Source organism: Bacillus sp. RZ2MS9 (genome assembly GCF_001816185.2).
GTDB classification, from domain to species: Bacteria; Bacillota; Bacilli; order Bacillales; family Bacillaceae_G; genus Bacillus_A; species Bacillus_A cereus.
The window spans coordinates 5,018,027-5,038,038 of sequence record NZ_CP049978.1 but is presented as its reverse complement, the minus strand read 5'-3'; the positions used below and the strand labels follow the sequence as shown (position 1 = coordinate 5,038,038).

Genomic DNA, 20,012 nt, shown 5'->3' with positions numbered 1-20,012 from the left:
TTTGTATTCGTATATTTAATAAAACGTAAGGAATTCCTTACGTTTTTTCTTTGTTTATAGAAGTGAGAAAATTATATAAATTTCTACACATACATACAAAAATATACGCATTTTGCGCTAGAGCTACATATAATATTACATTTGTTTTACAAAAACGTAACATTAGCAAAAAAAATCCCGAATTATGGTATAAATTTTATAGGTTATATACGGAAAAAGAAAAAAGAAAGCGGTGTAAAAAATAAAATGAAAAAGCTAAAAATGGCATCTTGTGCATTAGTTGCAGGATTAATGTTTTCTGGGCTAACACCAAATGTATTTGCAGAAGATAAAATTTCTGACGTGAAATCACAAATTAACACACAAAATGACACTTTACATAAACAACAACAAGAACGTGATGAATTACAAAAGCAAATGAATGACTTAAACAAAACAATTCAAGGTTTAGATAAATCTGTTCAAGAGAATGCTGCAAAGCTTGATGAAACAATGAAAAAAGTTGCTGATACTGAGCAATTAATTGAAAAGAAAAATAAAGATATTGCAGAATTACAAACAAAGATTGCAAAACGTGAAGAGCTATTAAGAAAGCGTTTAGTTGCACTTCAAGAACAACCAAATACGAACGTTGTAACAGAAGTTCTTGTAAACTCTAAAAACGTTGCAGATTTAGTTGATCGTTTAACTTCTGTTTCTAAAATTCTTGAGTCTGATGAAGATATCATGAAAACACAACAAGAAGACCAAGCTAGTGTGAAAAAAGATGTTGCAACGGTAAAAGAAAAACAAAAAGAATTAAAAGAAGCACAAGCTCAAATTGAAACTGCTAAGAAAGAACTTGACGCTGAAAAAGAGAAAAAAGCAACAGCGGTAAACGATTTAAGCGGTAAAATGGATACAGTTGTAACTTCAATGACAAGTACGGAAGGTCAATTGAAAGAGCTTGAGAAACAAGCGTTACAATTACAACGCATTGCAGAAGAAGAAGCACAAGCAAAAGCTGCACAAGAAGCTGCTGCTCAAAAACAAGCAGAGCAAGCTGCTAAAGCTGCGCAAGCTCAACCAGCACAAGCACCTGCAGAGCAAGCTGCACCAGCAAACAATGGTGGACAAGCTCAAAAAGAAGAACCTAAAAAAGAGGAACCAAAAAAAGAAGAGCCTAAAAAAGAAGCACCTAAACAAGAAGAGAAAAAACCAGCTCCAAATGTGGGTGGCGTAATTGGTAAAGCGCAAAGCTACTTAGGTTTACCATATGTTTGGGGAAGTGCATCTCCATCAAACGGTGGTTTTGACTGTAGTGGATTCATTTCTTACATCTTTGGTGTAGGTCGTCAAGACGTTAGGGGTTACTGGAACTCAGTTTCTAAAGTAGATAGCCCACAACCAGGAGACTTAGTATTCTTCCAAGGTACTTATAAAGCAGGTCCATCTCACATCGGTATTTACGTTGGTAATGGCCAAATGATCCATGCTAGTGATAAAGGAATTGCGTACGGTGATATTAACAGTTCGTATAACCAAAAACATTTCTTAGGATACGGTCGATTCTAGGATTTATAAAAGAATAAAAAACGTGTATAAAGTCGATAGCTTACTATTTTATAAGTAGGTTATCGGCTTTTTTGAGTTTTTACGAGATGATGAGAAAGGTTTATAGTAGTGCTGGAGGTGATTGTTGATGCTAGCGGGGAAACAGTTGCTATTAGAAGAACTTTCTTCAGATTTACAGAGGGAATTAAACGATTTGAAAAAGAAGGGAGAGATCGTATGTGTACAAGGTGTAAAAAAGAAGAATTCTAAATATATGTGCCAACGCTGCGGAAATGTAGATCGGCGGCTATTTGCGTCGTTTTTATGTAAAAGGTGCAGTAAAGTGTGCGCATATTGCCGGAAGTGTATAACGATGGGGAGAGTAAGTGAATGTGCTGTACTTGTTCGCGGGATTGCTGAAAGAAAGAGAGAAAAGAATTCAAATTTGTTACAGTGGAACGGGACGTTGTCTACTGGCCAGAATTTGGCGGCGCAAGGAGTTATAGAGGCTATTAAGCAAAAAGAATCATTTTTTATTTGGGCTGTATGCGGGGCTGGGAAAACAGAGATGTTGTTTTACGGAATTAACGAAGCGCTTCAAAAAGGAGAAAGAGTTTGTATCGCAACGCCGAGAACGGATGTTGTTCTGGAATTAGCACCGAGATTGCAAGAAGTATTTCCATATATAAAGGTAGCGGCTTTATATGGAGGGAGTGTGGATAAAGAAAAAGATGCAGTACTAGTCGTTGCGACTACGCATCAATTATTACGTTATTATAGGGCGTTTCATGTCATGGTTGTAGATGAGATAGATGCTTTTCCATATTGTGCAGATCAAATGTTACAGTACGCGGTAAAACAAGCGATGAAAGAAAAAGCGGCGCGTATTTATTTAACTGCGACTCCAGATGAAACGTGGAAGCGAAAACTTAAACAAGGTAAACAAAAAGGTGTTATTGTTTCTGGACGATATCATCGTCATCCTTTGCCAGTTCCTTTATTTTGTTGGTGCGGGAATTGGAAAAAAAACCTCATTCATAAAAGAATTCCTCGAGTTTTACTACAGTGGTTACAAACATACTTAAATAAAAAATTCCCTATTTTTTTATTCGTCCCCCATGTGCGATATATAGAAGAAATAAGCTTGTTGTTAAAACCATTAAACAATCGAATTGAAGGTGTACATGCAGAAGATCCAGGGAGAAAAGAAAAAGTAGCGGCTTTCAAAAAGGGAGAAATCCCATTATTAGTTACAACGACAATTTTAGAGCGAGGCGTAACTGTGAAAAATTTGCAAGTCGCAGTTTTGGGGGCGGAAGAAGAAATATTTTCAGAAAGTGCGCTCGTACAAATTGCGGGCCGAGCAGGGCGGAGCTTTGAAGCACCGTATGGAGAGGTCATTTATTTTCACTATGGCAAGACAGAGGCGATGGTGCGCGCGAAAAAACATATTCAAGGTATGAATAAAAATGCGAAAGAACAAGGATTGATCGATTAATGCATTGTTTACTTTGTGATGAGTGTTTTGTAGAAAAGATTAGTTGGTACACTTTTTTTGTAAAGTGTCATAGAAAATATATATGTGATAGATGTGAGCAGAAACTTTCCTATATTATAGGAGAAATTTGCATGGAATGTGGGCGGCCTTTAGAATTTGTTCCTGCCTCATTTCAAGAAGACGGTATTTGTATAGATTGTATAAGGTGGATGAAAGAGGAGGAGTATCGTTCTTTTAAAAACCGTTCGTTATATATGTATGATGATGAAATGAAAGAAATAGTAGCGCAGTTTAAGTTTCGGGGGGATGCAGAGTTAGTGCACATTTTTTATCGTCCTTTTCGAAATTTATTTCAAAAGCATTTTGCCAATGTTTCAACTGTTATCGCTGTTCCGCTTAGTAAGGAAAGGGAAATTGAACGTGGTTTTAATCAAGCTGAGCTATTAGCAACTTGTTTGCCTGTCAAAATTTCTTATCCATCATTAAGAAGAAGGGAAACAGAAAAGCAAAGTAAGAAGACACGTAAAGAAAGGGTGTCAGGAAGCAATCCTTTTTATTTTCAGGGAGAAGAGATGTTTTCTGGGCAACATATTTTACTCGTTGATGACGTGTATACGACAGGGATTACAGTTAGGCAAATCGGAAGTTTGTTATATGAAAGAGGGGCAAGAGAAGTATCTAGTTTGACACTTTGTAGAAGTTAATATGGCAGTGTCGAAAGGGATAATAAAAAGGCGATAAGTCTTCTTTGACTTCATATGTTGTCATTCGTTATAGTCAAAATATGGGGCGAATACCCTGATTTTTAGAGTGAAGGGAATGGAATGAACATGCAAGGAAGAGTGAAATGGTTCAATGCAGAAAAGGGATTTGGGTTTATTGAGCGTGAAGATGGTGACGATGTATTTGTTCATTTTTCTGCTATTCAACAAGATGGATATAAGTCATTAGAAGAAGGGCAACAAGTAGAGTTTGACATTGTAGATGGAGCACGTGGACCACAAGCAGCTAATGTTGTGAAACTGTAGGGGATATTGTTTTTGGAAGAGAAAGCTGCGTTTGTGGCAACGTTATATATATGTAGTAGAACCTCTTGTTTTTCGCAAGGGGTTTTTGTTATAGGGTAAGTTGTCAAAAAGTTGTTTCTTTTCTGTAACGAATTGTCCACAGAAACATTCGTTATTCACGATGTTAATAGGATAAAATAAAGATAGAAACGATGCATCTTTTCATTTCAACAAAAAACGATAAAAAAATTGCAATTCTACTAATTTTTTTAAAAAAGTTAGAAGGAGTTTTTAAGCCAATGTCGAAATTATAATACATAGGCTTGAAAGGAGGAATTCATCTATGAAATTCAACATTCGTGGTGAAAATATTGAAGTAACTCCAGCATTAAAGGAATATGTAGAGAAAAAACTAAGTAAGTTAGAGCGTTATTTTGATACATTCCCAGAGATTAAAGTTAATTTAAAAGTATACTCTGACAAGCAACGTGTCGAGGTAACAATACCATTTACTGATTTATTACTTCGTGCAGAAGAAACTAATAGCGATATGTACGCTGCTATCGATTTAGTAGTTGATAAAATTGAGCGACAAATTCGTAAACATAAAACAAAAGTAAATCGTAAGTTACGTGAGAAAGGTTCTATGAAAACGAACTTTATCCTTCCAGAAGCAGTAGCTGTTTTGGATGAGGTAGAAGAAGATGAATTAGAACTTGTACGTACAAAACGATTCGATTTAAAACCGATGGACGTTGAAGAGGCAATCCTACAAATGGATATGCTAGGACATAATTTCTTCGTCTTCACAAATGCTGATACAAACGAAACTAATGTTGTATATGGCCGTAAAGATGGGAAATACGGTTTAATCGAAACTAAATAATAATTCGAAAGCGCAGCCGAAATGGCTGCGCTTTTTTGTATTTTTCGCAGCAAGGTTAAAAAAGTTTTATAAGTAGCCGATTTCATTAAGAAATGATTTTTAGGCGGTATTTCCTCAAAACAGCAGGAGAAAATTCGAAATTTAGAGAGGTGAGTTACTCTTTATTATTTGGAACAAGCATAGGAATATAGCTACCTTTACAAGTAATTCTTTGCTAGGGATATAGTATTGTTTTTAAAAATTTAACGAAATGTTCGCAAGTGTAAAAGTAATATTAAATATTCTGAAATCCATTGAAGGTGTGTTGAGGTGTTGTTACCATAATATTGTATTATATTGATTTTGTTCCTTCAGTGGAAAAATACAATCAATATAATGCTACAAATTATCGGAGGTGCTTTTAGTGGGAATTAAGAAAAAAAGTCGTTTTATGTTTGGATCTGTTTTATCGTTAGGTATTTTAGCTAGTACTTTCGCTTTAACCGAACCGGCTAAGGCTAGTACAAGGGATGACCATGTGAATTTTACCTTTAGACTTTGGAGTCCATATGATTATACTAATGCACGTCCTAAAGAGACGCCTACCTCTATGTATATGCGTGTGAAGAGCAGTGAGAAGGGCGGAGGTTCTTTCAATGTTTGGACAGAAGCAGATAAAAATAAAAATGCAGAAGATAGAAAATGGGTAAATGTTTCAGGTAAGCATGAAGGAACAGTGATACCAGGTAGAACATATCTTTTTCAAAATTATGCATATGAAAACCATGGGAAAAATGTGCCTGTGAGATTTGGTGGTTATTCTAGAGAAAATAATGCTTATCCTACTGCTTGGAGTCCTGATAGTGTAAGACCTAGTGGACCTTACATTGAATATTGATTTAGAAATTATAAATTGAAATTATTTATTTTATAGTGCTAGAAAAAGTCGTATAGTTTCAAATCCGGATTATACGACTTTTCCTGCTATTTCATTTTTAAAATAGGAGGAGCTGTAATGAGGTTTATTTCAAAATATATTTTAGTTTGTTTTTTTATATTGAGTATTAGTTTCTTAGTTTCTTGTCAAAAGAAAGTAGATGAACCTATTGTACATATTGAAGATACTTTAACGGAAAAAGATAATTTGAAAAGTATTGAATTAAAAGGAATTAACAAAAATACTATTTTTGAACAAGTGTTTTTGGAAAGTGAAAATGGTGATGATTTCTTTCAAGGACAAATAGAAAAAAATGATAGTTTAATAGAGGGTAAGCTTTCAAATGAAAAATTGAAATTAGGAGTTATACCAGAAAATTATTATGTTTTTTTGACGGGTGTTACGAATAAGAAAAAACCAACGTATCTCTTGGGACGGATTGAACAAACTGATGGAGAAGTAATTCAGTGGAAACAAGAAGTTAAGAGTGTAAAAAGAAAAGGTGCAAATGATGTTTATCAGTATGAAGTTGAGTTTCCTAAATTTGAAGGAGAGAGAGCAAATGTTTCTTTTCGTTACATTTGGTTAAATAAAGAAAAGAAATGTTATGGTGTTGCGGATCAATTGTTCATATTAAAAAAGATTTAAATTTAATGGTTTATGGAGGAGCTATAGATGAGTTACTTTTTAGGAAGGATTTTAAAAGGTAGGATGTTTTGGTTGTCTTTATTTATTATGTTAGTAATTGTTATTGCTCAATATATTGCTATGTTTGTGACAACTAAAGGATTTAACGATGCTGGGATTATAAAGGTATCCCCATATTTATCTAATATTTTATATTTTAATAGATTATCGTTTTATAGTGAGTTTTATTTACTTATATTTCCTATGCTTTCCGCAATGGCTGTAGCAGGGATTTATAGAATTGATAAAAATTATGGATTTATTTATCCTGTTATTTCTAAGATGGGAACATGTTATTATTTTAAGCTGCTTTATTTTATTAATTTTATTGTATCTTTTTTTATTATAAGTGTCCCTTTACTATTTAATTTTTATTTATATGTGATGACTTATCCAACAGTTGCTCCGCATCCAATATTAAATTATATGGCTTCTACTGTTTCGCCAACAGCTCAATTTCATATAGTTTATTATAAGTACCCTACTTTATATTTTCTAATGTATGTATTTTTAAATGGTTTATACGGTGCGGTTTTTTCGAGTTTAGCTTTATCAGTTTCGTTTTTTATAAAACGAGTTTATTTTATTTATTTAGTTCCATTTATTTTACATATTTTTGGGCTTGGTATTGGAAAAGGGATTCTCAATCCTAAAGATTATTTAATTAAAGATTTTGGCTTTTTTGAATTACAAATTTTTCTTAGTGTACTGTTATGTATTTGGTTTTGTTCTGTAGTTCTTTATTTACGGGGGAGTAGGAAGCATGTTCTTTTATAATGTTATGAAAGAAACTATAAGGATGAAATATGTTTGGTTAAGTATTCTTTTTGTACTTAATGTTAGTATCATTGGTTGCTTGTTCAATTATTTTGAACCCGGAATTGTAAAAGAGAAAATGAACGAATTGGAAGCTTTGTATAAGGTTATGTCGTTGTATAATTTATCGACTATATTTATTCCTTTAACAATTGTTTTTTCTGTATATTCTATGTCGAACTTTTTTAGTATTTATGTTGTTTACAGAGTGAATAATGCATTGAAATTAGTTTCTATATATTATTTAAAATTATTCGTTTTTGTTTACTTTTTTGCTGGGAGTATGATTTTACAGTTGTTTTTGATGTCAACTATGATGGCTGTAACTAGTGTTGATGTAAATTATCCATTATTATTTTGCATTCAATTATTTGCGAGTGTTTTTATATGTATGATAAGTGCTTTATTGCAATTATTTTTACCTAGTTTACTTGTAATAATATGTATGATTACTGCTGTTTTATTAGATAGATTTATATTACATGGATTTTTATTTACAAATGCTTTTTATATAAATGTCTTTGAAGATGCTACTGGTTTATTTATACGCTTATTTGGCTGTTTTTTTATCTTTTTTATAAGTGTATGGATTTTATCTAAAAAAAGTTATATTTCTATGAATGATGAGACAGAGGTGGTCTAGTTTACATTATGATCTTATATTATTTGTTAAAAAGAGATTTATATGTAAGGTTTCGAGATTCCATCAAGATAATGGTTTTTTTATTCTTAATTTACGCTATTATTGCAATTGCCTTTTTATACAATCAGCCTCTTAGTAATGGTAAAGAATCTGTATTAGTAGATGTTACCTTTTATCGATTTTTTCATGGAGTAGATTTTGTGGATTTATCTTATTTTTATAAGGAGGGGCGATTTTCTATCCCTTTTTATTGGATATTCTTTCAAATCACTCCTTTGTTGCTTGTAGGGAATTTTGCTTTTTCAGATATTCAACAGAATGGTGTTTATTTATTTCCTCGTGTTAAGAAGAAGCATTTCCTGTGGTTAACGAAAATATTATCTTTGTTTTTTTATATAATTATTATTTGGATTGGTATGTATTTTATTTGGTTTAGCGCTTACTATTTGCTTTCTTTAGGCGAGTATAATTTTTTAAATTTATATAGTCAATTTCCTTATAAGATATTAGGTACTATGCTAATTCAAATAATTATAAGCTTTTTATTAGCTTTGATTTTTGAGTTTTTAACTTTTTATATACCGATAACTATTGTTTTTGTACTAATGTTGTTGTACCTATTTTTGTCTATTTTCTTTCATAGTATTTATTTTTTAGGCTCTTTTGTTATGCCAAATCGTTGGTATTTTGTTGATCACAGTTCAATTCAATTGACTTTAGGTAATAATCAATCTATTCAATATAATGATTTACTTTTAATAGGAGTAGTAATTGTTGTTGTAATGATTTTATTAGGTAGTTTTTGTTTTAAAAAACTAGATGTGATAGGTGAATAATTTATGGACAATTATATTAAATGTGAATGTATGACGAAAAGATTAAAAGGAAATATTGTGTTAGATAATATTAGTTTGTCAGTAAAAAAAGGCGAATTTTTAGTTTTGAAGGGGCATAATGGCTCTGGTAAAACGATGATTTTACGCGCTATATCAGGGTTAATGCGCTTGAATTCTGGAGTTGTTTATATAGATAATGAAATGATTGGAAAACAAAAGCAATTTCCTGATTCTATGGGAATATTGATTGAATATCCAAGTTTTATTCCAGGGTATACTGGTTTTCAGAATTTGAAATTTTTATCATCGATTAACAATAAAATCTCCGATGAGGAGATTTATAATATTATTCAAAGGGTTGGACTTGATAAAACAGATAAGAGAAAGTATAAAAGATACTCTTTAGGTATGAAACAACGTTTAGGGATAGCGCAAGCTTTAATGGAACAACCAAAATTACTGTTATTAGACGAGCCAACTAATGCTTTAGATAGTGATGGGATAAAAGATGTTTTAGATATTTTGAAAGTAGAAAAAGCCAAGGGAACGACTATTGTTGTAGCCAGTCATGATGTGCATGTTCTAGATAATGAAATGGTAGATCGTATTGTACATGTTAATAATGGAAAGTTGGTAGATTAAGAGTGACGAGAAAACATATCTTAATAAGTATTGGATTGTGTCTGTTGCTATGTATATTTGCTAGTTTATTAAGATTTAAAACATTAAATCTTAATAATGAATCTTATAAAGTGGTAAAAGATGAGTTTTTATCTAATAGAACTTTTGAAGATGGGCAAGGAGTTACGTTTCATGCACTCAATCCTCTTGATCCTACAAAAGTTTATGATCCCTATGAAGACCGTGAAGTAGTGACGTATGTTTTACCTTTAGATATTACAAATACAACAAATCGAGATATTAACTTGCTTAGTAATAAGTCTATTTCCGATACAATGTTTTATTCTAAAATAGGTGAGTTTTATAATTTAATCCCTTATTCAATGGAATTACCTAAAAAATATCAGTTTGATCCTGTAATACCTGCTGGTAAAACAGTACGAGGGTATATAGGGACAAATTATTTTATAGGAGATGACCCTTATAAAAATTATAAAAACTTTTCAAATGAATCAACTAAAGTGAAATTCATTTCTTGTATAAAAGATAAGGAAGGGAAATATCATGAATTAGAAATACCGATAAATTAATAAAATTTATGATTGATACAGCTATATTTTAATGGTGTTTGTAGATCTTGCAACATAACAATATCTTTTAAAGTCGGAGTTTTTTTGTAGGTGTAAGTATCTATGGATGCTGCACCTGCAAAGTTTCCGGCTTTTTGTAATTGTTGATTTAGATTTTATTAAGGAACTTCTGGTAGTCATATTCTTTAAAAGGAAACTTGAAAGAATATGACTTAGATTTAATACGAAATTTGTAACGTGAAATTGAAATAGCGAGACAGAGAAAAGGAACGTAACAAATGAAATAAAAACTTTTTTTGAATATAAGGCCCGACATCTTGCCGATTGTTGTCATAGTTATAAGACAAGTGTTACAATTATCATTAGGTATATACATTTTAGTTTTTTTAATTAGGAGAAAAATTGGCATAACATACATTTGATTTTTATAACGACTGATTGTAATAGAGAAAAAGAAAAACAATCGGAAGTTTTATTTTAATAAAAAGAGGAGCGTATTTCCTATGATCGGTATTTTAAAAAAGGTGTTTGATGTAAATCAACGCCAAATTAAACGTATGCAAAAGACAGTTGAGCAAATTGATGCATTAGAGTCATCTATTAAGCCACTAACTGATGAACAATTAAAAGGAAAGACGCTTGAATTTAAAGAACGTCTAACAAAAGGTGAAACAGTAGATGATTTACTACCTGAAGCTTTTGCAGTTGTTCGCGAAGCGGCAACTCGTGTTCTTGGAATGCGTCCATATGGCGTACAGTTAATGGGTGGTATTGCCTTACATGAAGGGAATATTTCTGAGATGAAAACGGGTGAAGGTAAAACGTTAACATCTACATTACCTGTATATTTAAATGCTTTAACAGGAAAAGGTGTTCATGTTGTTACAGTCAATGAATATTTAGCACAACGTGATGCGAGCGAAATGGGACAACTTCATGAGTTCCTTGGCTTAACGGTAGGAATTAACTTAAATAGTATGTCACGCGAAGAGAAACAAGAGGCTTATGCTGCTGATATTACGTATAGCACAAATAATGAGCTTGGATTCGATTACTTACGTGATAACATGGTTTTATATAAAGAGCAGTGCGTTCAACGTCCACTTCACTTTGCTATTATCGATGAAGTCGATTCTATTTTAGTCGATGAAGCACGTACGCCGCTTATTATTTCAGGACAAGCTCAAAAATCAACAGAGCTATACATGTTTGCAAATGCATTTGTTCGTACGTTAGAAAATGAAAAAGATTATTCATTTGATGTGAAAACGAAAAATGTAATGCTAACAGAAGATGGTATTACGAAAGCGGAGAAAGCTTTCCATATTGAAAACTTATTCGATTTAAAACATGTAGCACTTCTTCACCATATTAATCAGGGGCTTCGTGCACACGTTGTTATGCACCGTGATACAGATTATGTTGTACAAGAAGGCGAAATCGTAATTGTAGACCAATTCACTGGTCGTCTTATGAAAGGTCGTCGTTATAGCGAAGGATTACACCAAGCGATTGAAGCAAAAGAAGGTGTAGAAATTCAAAATGAAAGCATGACGCTTGCAACAATTACATTCCAGAACTACTTCCGTATGTATGAAAAATTATCTGGTATGACTGGTACAGCGAAAACAGAGGAAGAGGAATTCCGTAACATTTACAATATGAACGTTATTGTAATTCCGACAAACAAACCGATTATTCGTGATGATCGTGCCGATTTAATCTTTAAATCAATGGAAGGTAAGTTCAATGCTGTTGTTGAGGATATTGTAAATCGTCATAAAAAAGGACAACCTGTTCTTGTAGGTACAGTTGCAATTGAAACTTCAGAGCTTATTTCAAAAATGTTAACGCGTAAAGGTGTACGTCATAACATCTTAAATGCGAAAAACCATGCTCGTGAAGCAGATATCATTGCAGAGGCTGGTATGAAAGGTGCTGTAACAATCGCGACGAACATGGCAGGTCGTGGTACAGATATTAAGCTTGGAGACGATGTGAAAAACGTTGGTTTAGCAGTTATCGGTACAGAGCGTCACGAAAGTCGTCGTATTGATAATCAGTTACGTGGTCGTGCTGGTCGTCAAGGGGACCCTGGTGTTACGCAGTTCTACTTATCGATGGAAGATGAATTAATGCGCCGATTTGGTTCAGATAATATGAAAGCAATGATGGACCGCCTTGGTATGGATGATTCTCAGCCGATTGAAAGTAAAATGGTTTCTCGTGCGGTAGAATCTGCACAAAAACGTGTTGAAGGAAATAACTATGATGCACGTAAGCAGTTACTGCAATATGATGATGTACTTCGTCAACAACGTGAAGTTATTTACAAACAGCGTCAAGAGGTAATGGAGTCTGACAACTTACGCGGCATTATTGAAGGTATGATGAAATCTACAGTAGAACGTGCTGTTGCCCTTCATACGCAAGAGGAAATTGAAGAAGATTGGAACATTAAAGGTCTTGTTGACTACTTAAATACAAACCTTCTTCAAGACGGAGATGTAAAAGAAGAAGAATTACGTCGCCTTGCTCCTGAGGAAATGAGCGAACCGATTATCGCGAAATTAATAGAGCGATACAATGAAAAAGAAAAGCTTATGCCAGAAGAGCAAATGCGTGAGTTTGAGAAGGTTGTTGTATTCCGCGTTGTAGATACGAAATGGACAGAGCATATTGATGCAATGGATCACCTTCGTGAAGGTATTCATTTACGTGCTTACGGTCAAATCGATCCACTTCGTGAGTACCAAATGGAAGGGTTCGCGATGTTCGAGTCAATGGTTGCTTCTATTGAAGAGGAAATTTCTCGTTACATTATGAAAGCTGAAATTGAACAAAACTTAGAACGTCAAGAAGTTGTTCAAGGTGAAGCTGTTCATCCTTCTAGCGATGGCGAAGAAGCAAAGAAAAAGCCAGTTGTAAAAGGTGACCAAGTGGGCCGCAACGATTTATGTAAATGTGGTAGTGGTAAAAAATATAAAAACTGCTGTGGTATCGTTCAGTAATATAGGACGGTAGCTTTGGCTGTTTTGCAAACTTTTATATCAAAAATGTATAATTAAGAAGGATTAAACTCTCTCCGTAATAAGTGGAGAGAGTTTCCCTTGTTTTCATACGAAAGTAACAGCAATTACATAGAGGTGAAGGAAATGGAATTAGTAGAAATTAGACAGGAATTAGAGAAAATGGCTAAGCGATTAGCGGCTTTTAGGGGGTCTCTTTGACCTCCCTACTAAGGAGAAACAAATTGCAGAATTAGAAGAAAAAATGATGGGCGCAGGATTTTGGGATGACCAACAAGGCGCACAAGCTGTAATTAATGAAGCGAATGCGTTAAAAGATATGGTTGGAAAGTTCCGTCAGTTAGATGAGACGTTTGAAAATTTAGAAATCACGCATGAGCTTTTAAAAGAAGAGTATGATGAAGATTTACATGAGGAATTAGAATCAGAAGTAAAAGGCTTAATTCAAGAAATGAATGAGTATGAGCTTCAGTTACTATTAAGTGATCCTTATGATAAAAATAATGCGATTTTAGAATTACATCCAGGTGCAGGTGGAACTGAGTCACAAGACTGGGGTTCTATGTTATTACGTATGTACACACGCTGGGCTGAAAAACGCGGATTCAAAGTAGAAACGGTTGATTATTTACCAGGTGATGAAGCTGGTATTAAGAGTGTAACTTTATTAATTAAAGGTCATAACGCTTACGGTTACTTAAAAGCAGAGAAAGGTGTACATCGTCTTGTACGTATTTCACCATTCGATTCTTCAGGGCGCCGTCATACATCGTTCGTATCTTGTGAAGTTGTACCAGAGTTCAATGATGAAGTTGAAATCGAAGTACGTACAGAAGATTTAAAAATTGATACGTACCGAGCAAGTGGAGCTGGTGGGCAGCACGTAAATACGACAGATTCAGCAGTTCGTATTACACATACACCGACAAATACGGTTGTAACATGTCAGTCGGAGCGTTCTCAAATTAAAAACCGTGAGCATGCGATGAAAATGTTAAAAGCGAAATTATATCAAAAGAAACTAGAAGAGCAACAAGCAGAATTAGATGAAATTCGCGGAGAGCAAAAAGAAATCGGATGGGGTAGCCAAATCCGTTCTTATGTATTCCACCCGTATTCTCTTGTAAAAGACCATCGTACAAATACGGAGGTTGGTAACGTACAAGCTGTTATGGATGGAGAGATTGATCCATTTATTGATGCTTACTTACGTTCTCGCATCTAATAAGCGAAAAAAAGCCAACGAAATTGTTGGCGCATGCTGAGGACAATAGAGGATATAAAGAATTTGATTTTATTTTTATAGATGAAGTAAAGAGGAAGAGAAGTTGGAAACGACAACTTCTCTTTTTGATGGGATTATATGTAGATTACAATGCTGTATATTGTTTTGTAAAAAGTAGAGAATAGTAAAATAGAGCGGTAATAGGGTAAAGATTTATATAGAACTTTTCTAATTTTCCTTTTAAAAAGGATACTTTATAGAAGTTTTATAAGTTGTTCACAGAATTGAAACAACTTATAAAAGCTTTATTTTATCAAGGTTCTCACTGTATTTTTGAGGAATATGAAATACACCTTAGTTTTTCTATATAAAGATAATGCTTATAATGAAAATGAGTGTGTTAGGAATAAAAAGAATATCAACAATAGGGAGCGATAGAAGTGAAAAAGAAATTGTTGGCTATTGCGCTAGGGACATCAGTTGTTTTTGCTTTAGGAGCATGCGGAAATAAAGAAGAGAGTAAGTCTTCGAAACAGTCTGCAAGCACAGACAGCGCAGAACAAATTTTCCAAAGAAGTTGTGCGGGATGTCACGCAACAGATTTATCAGGGGCAACTGGACCTGATTTAAGAAAAGTAGGCGGTAAGTACGACGCTGCAGATATCGAAGAGATTATTAAAAAAGGCCGTGGTTCAATGTCACCAGGACTTATTCAAGGTGAAGATGCGAAAAAAGTATCTGAATGGTTAGCTGAACATAAATAAAAAGGTGAAATGGGCGAGTTGATAATATAGTCAGCTCGTTTTCCTTTTTTCTGGTATGTAACATAACTGTAACAAAAATGTATCCAAATTGGAAACCGTTTGATGTTACAATGGGGTTTGTAGAATTTTGCTGAAATATATTACATAGAGTGGTATTGCTTATGAGAAAGCATAAGTAAACTACCTTCAACAAGGATGACTAAATGAAAATGAAGGATGTCTTTTATTTTCAGATGTACAGAAAAGTATTTCGAAAAAAATCATTAAGTATTGGGTGATAAATAATGATAAAAATGACGAATGTTTATAAGGAGTACCCGAATGGTATGAAAGCCATTGCTGGTCTTACAGTTAACATTAAACAAGGTGAATTCGTATACGTAGTTGGACCGAGTGGAGCCGGGAAATCTACATTTATTAAAATGATGTATCGTGAAGAGAAACCATCTACAGGATCTATTAATGTAAATGGACTTACTATCGAAACATTGGCAGAAAGAGACGTTCCGTATTTTCGTCGTCAATTAGGCGTAATTTTCCAAGATTTTAAATTGCTACCTAAATTAACGGTATATGAGAATGTTTCGTTTGCTTTAGAAGTAATTGAAGAAGAACCGGATGCAATTCGTGAGCGTGTAACAGAAGTGCTAGGTCTTGTAGGCCTTGAAGATCGTGCAGACGCACTTCCAAGTGAGCTTTCGGGCGGGGAGCAACAACGTGTGGCTATTGCAAGAGCAATTGTAAATAGACCAAAGGTTGTAATTGCCGATGAGCCAACAGGTAACTTAGATATTGAAACAGCTCTTGATATTATGAATATTTTTACTCGCATTAATGAGCGCGGCACAACGATCGTTATGGCGACGCATAATGCAGATATCGTAAATACAATCCGTCATCGTGTAATCGCGATTGAAGGCGGAAAAATTGTTCGAGATGAGATTGAGGGAGGATACGGATATGAAGGCTAAGACCCTTAGTCGACATTTGCGAGAAGGTGTAAAGAATCTATCACGTAACGGATGGATGACATTTGCTTCTGTTAGTGCAGTAACAGTTACATTATTACTTGTAGGTGTCTTTTTAACAGCGATTATGAATATGAACCATTTTGCCACGAAAGTAGAGCAAGATGTAGAGATTCGTGTACACATTGATCCAGCTGCAAAAGAAGCGGATCAAAAGAAATTAGAAGAAGATATGAGTAAGATTGCAAAAGTAGATTCTATTAAATATTCTTCTAAAGAAGAAGAGTTAAAACGTTTAATTAAAAGCTTAGGTGATAGTGGAAAAACATTTGAGTTATTTGAACAAGATAACCCACTTAAAAACGTATTCGTTGTAAAAGCAAAAGAACCAACCGATACAGCGACAATCGCGAAGAAGGTTGAAAAAATGCAGTTTGTTAGTAATGTTCAGTACGGAAAAGGGCAAGTTGAACGATTATTTGATACTGTAAAAACTGGTCGTAACATTGGGATTGCATTAATTGCTGGTCTTTTATTCACAGCGATGTTCTTAATCTCTAATACAATTAAAATTACAATTTATGCTCGTAGTACAGAAATTGAAATTATGAAACTTGTTGGTGCAACAAACTGGTTTATTCGTTGGCCATTCTTGCTAGAGGGATTATTCTTAGGAGTATTAGGATCAATTATTCCAATTGGCCTAATTCTAATTACGTATAATTCGTTGCAAGGTGTGTTTAATGAAAAACTTGGCGGAACAATTTTCGAGCTTCTACCATACAGTCCGTTCGTATTCCAATTAGCTGGTTTACTAGTGTTAATCGGTGCTTTAATCGGTATGTGGGGAAGTGTAATGTCAATTCGTCGCTTCTTAAAAGTATAAAAAGTTGCAAACATAATTCGTACAAGCTTATCATATAGTAGAAATAGGTAAAGGCATCACACACTGTGTGATGCCTTTTGCTACACCACCTGTGTGTTTTGGAAAGGGGAATTCCGCATTGAAACGTAGAGTTGCAATTATTGGAATGGTTGTTGCATTTTTAATTGGTGCTGGCGGAATGTTTGCAGGCATGTCTGTATTTGGGGTTAACCCATCAGAAGTAACGCAAACAATTTCGAGTGGGAATGCTAGCACTGCGCAAGGGAATTTGGCAAAAATTAATGAGGCGTATGCACTAATTGATTCACGTTATGTGGAAGACGTGAAAGATGAAAAGTTAGTTGAAGGTGCAATACAAGGTATGTTGTCTACGCTGAAGGACCCTTATTCCACGTATATGGATAAAGAAACAGCCAAACAGTTTAGTGAATCACTTGATCCCGAATTAGAGGGGATTGGTGCTGAGGTGAACAAGACGGACGGTAAGCTTATTATCGTATCGCCAATTAAAGGTTCACCAGCAGAAAAGATAGGAATTAAACCGAATGACCAAATTTTATCTGTAGATGGAAACAGTGTGAAAGACTTATCACGTGAAGAAGCAGTATTAAAAATTCGTGGTAAAAAGGGAACGACTGTCGCAATTGAAATTAAACGTGCGGGAGTAACTGATCCGATCGTATTTAAAATTAAGCGTGAAAAGATTCCAATCTTTACAGTATTTAGTTCTGTGAAGCAAGAGAGTGGAAAAAATATCGGTTATATGCAAATCACTTCTTTTGCTGAAAATACAGCGAAAGAATTTAAGGATCAGTTAAAAGAGTTAGAGAAGAAAAATATAAAAGGCTTAGTTATTGACGTACGTGGTAATCCTGGTGGCTATTTAAATAGTGTAGAAGATATACTAGGGGAAATTATGACGAATAAAAAGCCGATGCTACAAGTAGAGCAGCGAAATGGTGAGAAGAAGAAATTCTCTACGGAACTGAAAGAGAGAAAACCATATCCAATTTCAGTATTAATTGATAATGGAAGTGCTTCTGCTTCAGAGATTTTAGCGGGTGCGCTAAAAGAAGGAGAAGGATACGATTTAATTGGTGAAAAGACATTTGGTAAAGGTACTGTCCAGCAAGCTGTTCCATTTAAAGACGGCAGCAACATTAAATTAACGATGTTTAAATGGTTAACACCGGATGGGAACTGGATTCATAAAAAAGGAATCGCGCCAACAGTAGAAGTGAAGCAACCAAATTATTATCATGCGACACCAATTCAAATTGAAAAAACACTTTCATACAATTCAAATGATGTACAAGTAAAACATGCTCAAGAAATGCTTAAGAGCTTAGGGTATGTACCAGGTCGTGAAGATGGATACTTTAGTAAAGAGACAGAATCGGCTCTGAAAGCATTCCAAAATGCAAATGAGATGGAAGCGACAGGACAGCTTGATAAAAAGACAGCTGAAGCGATTCAAACTAAAATTATCGAAAAAATTCGTTCTGGAGAAAATGATCTACAATTACAGTCAGCATTAAAATTAATGGCAAAATAAGAAGAAATACAGGCAGTTTGCTGCCTGTATTTTTTTGTGTTAAACAAACGTTTGTTTAGTTATGATAATATAAAAAGAAAGAATGATATAAATGGTGGTGAATGAGTTCATGGAGGCGTGGATTTTTGAAATAATGCGGGCAGTTGGACGTTTTTTCTTACACCCTGCTGTCTATATATTTGTAATAAGTAGTATCTTCGTTGGATACTTACGTATGTTAAGAGAACGAAAAGATTTTTCTTTTAAAGTTTATGATATTTGGTTTGAACTGCGAACCTCTCTATTTGCAGGGATTGGATACGGATTAGTAGTATCTATTGTTACGATTGGGCTTGGACTTGTTGTTTCTAAAGCAAGCTTATGGGCCATTTTAATTTGGACGTTACTATTTGGATTAACGGCTATGTATCGATATTTATCGGCAGCTTATACATTTAGCATTGCGATTGTATGTGTTCTATTATCTTCTAAGCTACCAGTTTCCTTTTTACAGCTTCGAGAAGGTGAAGAGAGTACCATTGTATCCCTTGTTATTTTACTAGGCGTTATGCTTATTGTAGAAGGCTTATTGATTTCTAAAAACGCAGTAGGATATTCGACGCCGAGGATTAGGAAGGGGAAGCGTGGATTAAAGATTGGTTTACACGAATCAAAGCGTTTATGGATCGTTCCTATTTTTATTCTTGTACCGGGTGATGCGGTAACGCAGTTTATTTCATGGTGGCCTGTCGTTTCAATCGGTTCAAATACATATTCTCTATTCCTCGTTCCATTTTTAATTGGATTTATGAGAAAGATTAAAAGTTATGAGCCGACGGAAGCCTTATTATTTACAGGAAGACGTGTTTATGGATTAGCAGGACTTGTGCTCGTTTTAGGAATCGCAAGTTATTGGTGGCACGTACTTGCAATTATCGCGATGGGAGTCGCAATGCTTGGGCGTTTCACAATCTCGATGCAAGAGAAAATTGCCGATGAAACAAGACCAGCATATTTTGCTGCACGCAATGATGGGCTCGTTGTACTAGATACAATTCCAAATACAATTGGAGCAGAGCTAAAGTTACTGCCTGGAGAAATTATTACGAAAGTAAATGGAGTTATTCCAAAAAGCGCTGAGGAATTTTATGATGCGCTTCAAACGAAGACGACAGGAGCATTTTGTAAATTAGAAGTATTAGATACAAATGGTGAGCTTCGTCTTGCACAAACTGCATTATATGCTGGTGGGCATCACGAATTAGGTATTGTATTCGTTGAGCAGGAGCACGAGTGGGATTCGGAAGCGATGTAATAGAAGGAAAGGTATCACCTTGTGGTGGTACCTTTTTTGTTTTTGGGGGAGGGGAGAGTAGTTAGTAAATGAAATTTATATCGGCGATTATCCGAATATATCAGCGCAACTTGAAATATATCGGCGATTTTGCAAATATATCAGCGCAACTCGAAATATATCGGCGATTATTCGAATATATCGACTTTCCAGCAAAAAACGACAACTATCGCAAAGCTTATTTTCAGTTTCATAGACGGATAACTTGAATAATTATTT

General features: G+C 34.4%; 19 protein-coding genes. All 19 read left to right on the top strand.

The window, feature by feature from the left end; genetic code table 11:
• Window positions 1-141 precede the first annotated feature (141 nt).
• On the top strand, window positions 142-1,554 hold the full coding sequence (locus BHV55_RS25830) for a C40 family peptidase (protein ID WP_070757690.1): 1,413 nt from the start codon (window positions 142-144) through the stop codon (window positions 1,552-1,554).
• A gap of 127 nt (window positions 1,555-1,681) precedes the next feature.
• Window positions 1,682-3,031 carry an ATP-dependent helicase ComFA gene (gene comFA / locus BHV55_RS25825; RefSeq protein WP_070184465.1) on the top strand — a complete coding sequence of 450 codons (1,350 nt, stop codon included), beginning with the start codon at window positions 1,682-1,684 and terminating at the stop codon, window positions 3,029-3,031.
• Window positions 3,031-3,735 carry a ComFC family protein gene (locus BHV55_RS25820; RefSeq protein WP_033685746.1) on the top strand — a complete coding sequence of 235 codons (705 nt, stop codon included), beginning with the start codon at window positions 3,031-3,033 and terminating at the stop codon, window positions 3,733-3,735. Before comFA ends, BHV55_RS25820 begins: the two co-directional genes overlap by 1 nt.
• A gap of 126 nt (window positions 3,736-3,861) precedes the next feature.
• Complete coding sequence (gene cspC, locus BHV55_RS25815; protein ID WP_001990088.1) at window positions 3,862-4,059, top strand: cold shock protein CspC; 198 nt, start codon at window positions 3,862-3,864, stop codon at window positions 4,057-4,059.
• Between the two features lie 322 nt (window positions 4,060-4,381).
• A complete protein-coding gene (gene hpf / locus BHV55_RS25810; RefSeq protein WP_000671186.1) occupies window positions 4,382-4,924 on the top strand; it encodes a ribosome hibernation-promoting factor, HPF/YfiA family in 543 nt (180 codons plus the stop codon).
• Between the two features lie 403 nt (window positions 4,925-5,327).
• A complete protein-coding gene (locus BHV55_RS25805) occupies window positions 5,328-5,801 on the top strand; it encodes a hypothetical protein (RefSeq protein WP_000511548.1) in 474 nt (157 codons plus the stop codon).
• Window positions 5,802-5,918: 117 nt separating this feature from the next.
• On the top strand, window positions 5,919-6,488 hold the full coding sequence (locus BHV55_RS25800) for a hypothetical protein (RefSeq protein ID WP_070757693.1): 570 nt from the start codon (window positions 5,919-5,921) through the stop codon (window positions 6,486-6,488).
• 27 nt (window positions 6,489-6,515) lie between these two features.
• Window positions 6,516-7,304: a hypothetical protein gene (locus BHV55_RS25795; protein ID WP_070757695.1), complete on the top strand. Its 789-nt coding sequence runs from the start codon at window positions 6,516-6,518 to the stop codon at window positions 7,302-7,304.
• A complete protein-coding gene (locus BHV55_RS25790; protein WP_000466510.1) occupies window positions 7,291-7,986 on the top strand; it encodes a hypothetical protein in 696 nt (231 codons plus the stop codon). Before BHV55_RS25795 ends, BHV55_RS25790 begins: the two co-directional genes overlap by 14 nt.
• Before the next feature lie 71 nt (window positions 7,987-8,057).
• Complete coding sequence (locus BHV55_RS25785) at window positions 8,058-8,822, top strand: hypothetical protein (protein WP_033667451.1); 765 nt, start codon at window positions 8,058-8,060, stop codon at window positions 8,820-8,822.
• A gap of 3 nt (window positions 8,823-8,825) precedes the next feature.
• Complete coding sequence (locus BHV55_RS25780) at window positions 8,826-9,464, top strand: ATP-binding cassette domain-containing protein (RefSeq protein ID WP_048568611.1); 639 nt, start codon at window positions 8,826-8,828, stop codon at window positions 9,462-9,464.
• A 41-nt stretch (window positions 9,465-9,505) separates the two neighbouring features.
• Window positions 9,506-10,033, top strand: coding sequence for a hypothetical protein (locus BHV55_RS25775; RefSeq protein WP_033671094.1), 528 nt, complete (start codon window positions 9,506-9,508; stop codon window positions 10,031-10,033).
• Window positions 10,034-10,536: 503 nt separating this feature from the next.
• The gene (secA, locus tag BHV55_RS25770) at window positions 10,537-13,044 is read left to right on the top strand and encodes a preprotein translocase subunit SecA (RefSeq protein ID WP_000579387.1); all 2,508 of its coding nucleotides are present in this window, start codon (window positions 10,537-10,539) and stop codon (window positions 13,042-13,044) included.
• Between the two features lie 144 nt (window positions 13,045-13,188).
• A protein-coding gene (gene prfB, locus BHV55_RS25765) for a peptide chain release factor 2 (RefSeq protein ID WP_096001716.1) occupies window positions 13,189-14,287 on the top strand; the annotation gives its coding sequence in 2 pieces (ribosomal slippage) (window positions 13,189-13,260 and window positions 13,262-14,287; 1,098 coding nt in all).
• A gap of 440 nt (window positions 14,288-14,727) precedes the next feature.
• Window positions 14,728-15,051 carry a cytochrome c551 gene (gene cccB, locus BHV55_RS25760; protein ID WP_000727971.1) on the top strand — a complete coding sequence of 108 codons (324 nt, stop codon included), beginning with the start codon at window positions 14,728-14,730 and terminating at the stop codon, window positions 15,049-15,051.
• 284 nt (window positions 15,052-15,335) lie between these two features.
• A complete protein-coding gene (gene ftsE / locus BHV55_RS25755; RefSeq protein ID WP_000594321.1) occupies window positions 15,336-16,022 on the top strand; it encodes a cell division ATP-binding protein FtsE in 687 nt (228 codons plus the stop codon).
• The gene (gene ftsX / locus BHV55_RS25750) at window positions 16,012-16,905 is read left to right on the top strand and encodes a permease-like cell division protein FtsX (protein ID WP_000645027.1); all 894 of its coding nucleotides are present in this window, start codon (window positions 16,012-16,014) and stop codon (window positions 16,903-16,905) included. Before ftsE ends, ftsX begins: the two co-directional genes overlap by 11 nt.
• A gap of 118 nt (window positions 16,906-17,023) precedes the next feature.
• On the top strand, window positions 17,024-18,460 hold the full coding sequence (locus tag BHV55_RS25745; RefSeq protein WP_080336154.1) for a S41 family peptidase: 1,437 nt from the start codon (window positions 17,024-17,026) through the stop codon (window positions 18,458-18,460).
• 109 nt (window positions 18,461-18,569) lie between these two features.
• Entirely contained in the window at window positions 18,570-19,754 is a 1,185-nt protein-coding gene (locus tag BHV55_RS25740) for a PDZ domain-containing protein (RefSeq protein ID WP_000388615.1), read from the top strand.
• Window positions 19,755-20,012 lie beyond the last annotated feature (258 nt).

Excerpts from the sequence above, each read along its gene's own strand:
- BHV55_RS25790 (WP_000466510.1), top strand. The coding sequence starts at position 7,291 with ATGTTCTTTTATAATGTTATGAAAGAAACTATAAGGATGAAATATGTT.
- cspC (WP_001990088.1), top strand. The coding sequence starts at position 3,862 with ATGCAAGGAAGAGTGAAATGGTTCAATGCAGAAAAGGGATTTGGGTTT.
- BHV55_RS25800 (WP_070757693.1), top strand. The coding sequence starts at position 5,919 with ATGAGGTTTATTTCAAAATATATTTTAGTTTGTTTTTTTATATTGAGT.
- BHV55_RS25740 (WP_000388615.1), top strand. The coding sequence starts at position 18,570 with ATGGAGGCGTGGATTTTTGAAATAATGCGGGCAGTTGGACGTTTTTTC.
- secA (WP_000579387.1), top strand. The coding sequence starts at position 10,537 with ATGATCGGTATTTTAAAAAAGGTGTTTGATGTAAATCAACGCCAAATT.
- BHV55_RS25785 (WP_033667451.1), top strand. The coding sequence starts at position 8,058 with ATGGTTTTTTTATTCTTAATTTACGCTATTATTGCAATTGCCTTTTTA.
- BHV55_RS25780 (WP_048568611.1), top strand. The coding sequence starts at position 8,826 with ATGGACAATTATATTAAATGTGAATGTATGACGAAAAGATTAAAAGGA.
- ftsX (WP_000645027.1), top strand. The coding sequence starts at position 16,012 with ATGAAGGCTAAGACCCTTAGTCGACATTTGCGAGAAGGTGTAAAGAAT.
- hpf (WP_000671186.1), top strand. The coding sequence starts at position 4,382 with ATGAAATTCAACATTCGTGGTGAAAATATTGAAGTAACTCCAGCATTA.
- comFA (WP_070184465.1), top strand. The coding sequence starts at position 1,682 with ATGCTAGCGGGGAAACAGTTGCTATTAGAAGAACTTTCTTCAGATTTA.
- BHV55_RS25795 (WP_070757695.1), top strand. The coding sequence starts at position 6,516 with ATGAGTTACTTTTTAGGAAGGATTTTAAAAGGTAGGATGTTTTGGTTG.
- BHV55_RS25820 (WP_033685746.1), top strand. The coding sequence starts at position 3,031 with ATGCATTGTTTACTTTGTGATGAGTGTTTTGTAGAAAAGATTAGTTGG.
- ftsE (WP_000594321.1), top strand. The coding sequence starts at position 15,336 with ATGATAAAAATGACGAATGTTTATAAGGAGTACCCGAATGGTATGAAA.